Here is a 5,014-nt window from a genome sequence, read left to right on the forward strand (position 1 = left end):
TTGAGCGCATAGCTATAGACGCCCGATGCGCTGAGCACCAGACTGCCATAGGTACCGTTCAGCGCCGTGCCGAGCGTGCCTGATGTCGCGCCGAAGCCGACCGCCGTGACCGTCTTGGTGTCGCCGGCATCCGGATCGGTATCGTTGGTCAGCACATTGCCACTGGCAACCACGCCACCCGAACCATTGGCCGCACCACCCTTCTCGGTCGCATCCCCCGCATCGGCAACCGCCGTCGGCGTCGCGTTGCTCGAGGTCGAGGGATTGAACATCACATCGACCCAGTAGTTCGTCTCGTCCACGGTGCTGGTGGGGTATAGGCTGCTACTGCCGTATCGATATACGCCGTTGCCGCTCGCTGACGCCGTCAACGGGCCACTCGTCACATTGGAGGTAAAGTAGTTGGCGGTTGTCGAATAATGACCGGTATTGGTGTGGTAAGACGCCGTGTAGGTCTGCCCGGGCGTCAAGGTCACCGGACTGGAGAAATAGGCAGTCTGCCAGCCGCTGGCGGTCTCGTTCGTGAAAGTGAGGGTCGCGATCCGCGTACCCGTGCTCGACCAGAGCGAGCCGGTATGCGTCCCTGTGTCCTGGCTGCCTTTATAAAAACGAATACCGCCGAGGGTGCCTGCCACTGAGGTCTGGAAGCGCACGCCGAGCTCAATGGCTGACGTATCGTCGGTGTTGACGACCGCCGGCGTCGCCGCGTCGGAAAAGAGAGACACATAGCTCGGCCCGCTGACGGTGACCGTGCGTCCGGCCGAGGGTGTTTCGAGGTTGATGCTGTCGTCTACGGCGCGAGACAGGATCGTGTAGGTGCCCGCGGTCTGCGGCGACCACGTATAAGTCCAGTTCTCATCGCCTGTGGCAGGATGCCAGCTCGCGCCATTGTCGGTCGAAACCTCGACGCTGGCGATCACGCCGCCACCCGTATCGGTGGCGGTGCCCGTAATCGCCACCGTGGATCCAGCGACCACCGTGGCGGGTACCGTGATGATAGATGTCGGCGCAACATTGTCAGTGGAACCAGTTGTGGCGACGAGCCCGGATTGCAGCGTCCCAGGCTGGATGCCCATGTCGGCAAGCAAATTGACCATCGCCTGCTGCACGCGGGGATCGGTCGGCGTCGCCTCATTATCGTGATTGTCGCTCAGGCCCCATGTCCAGTAGACCGTACCGGCGCCGAACACCAGCGCGCCGCTGGGCGCACGATAAAGTGTCAGATTGTGGGTGGCGGTCGCGTTGCCAGTCGTGTTTCCGTAGTCGAGCAGGTAGGTGCTGACCGGAAGTGTCGTCGACGACAGCTTCACGAGGCCCGCCGGATCGAAGCCATTGTCAGGCGCTTCGTCCCACTCATAACCGAGATAGTTCTTGGTGAGCGTTGCCGTCTGGCCCGGCTGAAGATTGGCAACGCTGGTATTGCGCCAGAAGCGCAGGTTGGCGTCGTCATATCCAACCTTGATCGCGCCCAGATTGCCACCGACATCGTCGACCTTGAACAACTGCCCGGTCAGCGAGTTTTCCGGGTTTCCGCCGCCGATAGCCGGTGGGCTGAGGCGCGGATCGCGGAAGGTGCCTGTCCATTCATTGGAAGGGTCAATGCTGCTGCCGGGCGCCCAGGTTTCCTTATAGGAGATAAGGGTGCGATAGGGCGTGCCGTCGGCGCTGTAGGCATTGCCCCAACGGGTACGCCAATAGACCTCGTTACCGCTCCAGAACATGAGGTTGACGCCCGCATCGCGTGCGGCTTCGACGTTGGTCCTCTGCTGCCCCGACCAGTACTCGTCATGCCCCGCGTCAACATAAGTCTTGTGATTGAGCAACAGGCTGCCGTAGCGGTCGACGTCGACACCCGACATGTAGGAAACATCATAGCCATTCTGTTCCAGCCAGTAGATGCCTGCATACTCGGCGCCGAACAGATAGTCCTGGGGACCGGCATAGGTGCCGACCCCGCCCCGGGTCGCAATCGGTCTGTTGTAGCTGACCGCATAGGCGCGGCCGGCACCCTGCCCCGTCGCCGGACCGTTGCCGCCGTAGAAGTTTGCGCCACCCCAGCCGTTATAGGCTTGCCAGGTCTCGTCGGCCGTCTGGAAAACGATGTCGCTGTGACTGTCGTCGTCGCGTACGATGAAGGGGATATGATTCTCGCCGAAGGTACCATCCTGCCTCACGAGCTTGGCGATATAGACCCCTGAGACGGCGTCATCTGGTACGGTCCATGACGCCGAGACTGCCCAGTTGCCCGCATCCACCGTCCCGGTCGTGGCATTGCGCAACGGATTGGGTTGATCCTGCAATCCGGTGTGCTGCATGGTGGCAACCTTGCGCGCCCCCATGCCACCATAATAGCCGAGCCGGTATATATCGATCCGGTAATTGGTGGAATCCGTATCGATCTTGAAGCTGATCGTCTTGCCGTTGTCGACGCTGATGTCGGTCGCAAACCCTTCGATGTTGGAGCTGCCGGCGCCATCGATGCCCCACTCGCTCTCCGGATTGCCCTGCAGCAGGTTTTCCGCCACGACCTTGTTGTCGGGCGTCGCTGCCGCCGCGGCCGCCAGATTTTGCGTCGTCAATGAGCGCTGCGTGATCGGCGGTGTGGTAACCGAGCCGGAAAGGATGCCTTTGCCCTTGGCAGTGGCGCTTGCCGTTCCCATTTCTCCGCCACCGGGCAATGATCCGTTCAAGTTCGTCGAATCCGTCCACCTTGCGGTTCCGGGCCAGCTCGAGAGCGGGGACAGGTTTCGATCGAGAAGCGGGTCGCTGACCGAGGCGCCGATGGCCCGCTTGAGCGTCGCCACATAGTCCGGCCCTTCTGTCAGTCTGGTCCCCGGCAATTGACCGTCCTGCTGAAGCATGGCGCCGCCATGGGCCCAATCGAGAATCCGCGTGGGGGAGGTAAAATATCCGCACCCGCAGACACCAAAGGGCATGCCAAACGCCACGGAATTCAATCCCGCATGCTGCGCAGCCGCCTGCGCTGACGGACTCGATTCGAGAATCACGACTTTGCCCGTGTGGGCACGTTCACCCGCCACGGTGGAAGAACCTTGCCCCGAAGCTGCCGGTGCAGGGCTTTGCGGCAGATAGGGAGCCAAGGGATCGTCGCCTATGAGGCTGGTTCCAGCATAGGTGCGATAAAGGGACGAAGTAGCTCCAACTACGTTCCGCTCGAAAGGTGCAAAACCCGGCCTATGGGCAGACGGCGGAGACGCGACAGAATTCCCGCTCACTCCCGCTCCATGAAGCCTTGCGAAAGTGTCGGGCAAGGACGGCGGTGCGTGGTTGATATTGACCCGACCGTCCACAGCGCCGAACGCTCCCACCGTCTCTTCAACGTCACGTCTTTTGAGCGCAGAGTTGTTGTCGGGACTGTCGACAAGGGCACCATGCTTGTTTCCATCCGAAGTCTGCACGGATGTTGCAAGCTGAGCATCATCCTCGCGCCGATCGGCAGTCTGGCGCGGCCTTGCCTTTCCACCGACGGTCAGCCAACGGGGAACCCACGAATCCACCAAGAGCGAGCGCGAAGCCCACCGGCGAGCGTTGCGATACATGGCGTGCCCTCTCCCGAAATTTACCAGGATCAAATCTATGAGGATCGTTCGATACGCGGACCTCCAATTATAATCGAAAAACAGGCGAGTATGGCCTACCCATTTCGACCTACAGGCGGCATCCTTTCTGGGAAACGGATTTTTTCGTGGAAGTGCGACTTGCGTTTCGCATGGCGACAAGTGGCACAATCGCAGGATCCGCTTCGCATAACGGACGGCTGCGCGCCCTGGGGGAAAGCCGAATTTGCGCTGCGCGAGAATCGTGAGGGAGACAGCCACAGGAGCTTCAGCATCATGGTCGGCAGGAGCGACGACTATCCATGCTCATGTTCTGTCTTCGGGCCGTGTCCGCGACAGGTCGTCACTCTCGTGACCGACCCCGTTCACTTGCGCGGCCGCGCGAGGCCATTGGATACCGAGCCCGATCATGAAGTCGACGCCGCGGCTTGGCAGGTCCTGCGTCCATTCCGGCACAAAGCCAATGCCACGCCCGCCGAGACGAGCAAGCGACAAGCTAAAAATCGCAGCGATAGGCTATGTTCTCAGAGAGGCAAGACGGCGTCTTCTTTACGAATTTTTTCTCCAAATAACCCGGTCTCTTGAATATACAAAGAAATACACTTCAAACTTATCCAAGTATTATAAATTCATAAGGTCCAARAAGCGCTATGACCCCGCAGTGTTTATAAATAGTTAACGTATATATATATTCGAAGCTTTTTATAAATCTCATTTTTTGGCGAACTTACCTTCATATTCAGCCTTCCTTAATTGAAATCTTGTTCTTTGGGCGGTCGAAACGGCGAGTTAATCGGGGGTAATTTGATTAACAGGCATGACGCTGCACGCCGTGGGCCGGCTCAAATCCGGAATGTCCCCTCCAAACTCCTGCCAAAAGGGACAGGCAAATAATGACGAGCATCAACACCAATAACTCTGCAATGGCAGCTCTCCAGACGCTGCGTAACGTCAACCAGGGCCTCAACAAGACCCAGGACCATGTTTCCTCGGGTTACCGCGTCGGCAAGGCTTCCGACAACGCTGCCTACTGGTCGATCGCAACGACCATGCGTTCGGACAACAAGGCCCTCTCGGCCGTTTCCGACGCGCTCGGCCTCGGCGCTGCAAAGGTTGACACCGCCTACACCGCCATGGACAGCGCCATCGACGTCGTCGGCGAAATCAAGGCCAAGCTTGTTGCCGCGACCGAAAACGGCGTCGACAAGAAGAAGGTCCAGGAAGAAATCGACCAGCTGCAGGACCAGCTGGTRAGCATTGCTCAGTCGGCTTCCTTCTCCGGTGAAAACTGGGTTGCCGGTGYCAACRGCACSAAGAGCGTCGTTTCCTCCTTCGTTCGCGATGGTTCGAACGGCGTTTCCGTCAAGATGACCGACTACGCCCTGTCCACCGCATCGAACGGCAACGTTCTGTTCGGCATGACCACGACCGGTGCG

The 5,014-nt window shown here is 59.5% G+C and carries 2 protein-coding genes; one reads left to right on the forward strand and one right to left on the reverse strand.

Annotation, left to right across the window (positions count from 1 at the left end):
- Positions 1–3,560 (reverse strand): N,N-dimethylformamidase beta subunit family domain-containing protein (locus AC1D35_RS34705; RefSeq protein ID WP_477942421.1); only part of this gene is annotated, 3,560 nt, incomplete at its 3' end.
- A 911-nt stretch (positions 3,561–4,471) separates the two neighbouring features.
- On the opposite strand from AC1D35_RS34705, the gene AC1D35_RS34710 reads away from it, so the two are divergent.
- Positions 4,472–5,014, forward strand: a 543-nt coding sequence (locus AC1D35_RS34710; RefSeq protein ID WP_477942423.1) for a flagellin N-terminal helical domain-containing protein, incomplete at its 3' end; no start/stop codon positions are given.

It is taken from the genome of Rhizobium sp. P1_E6 (assembly GCF_056405875.1).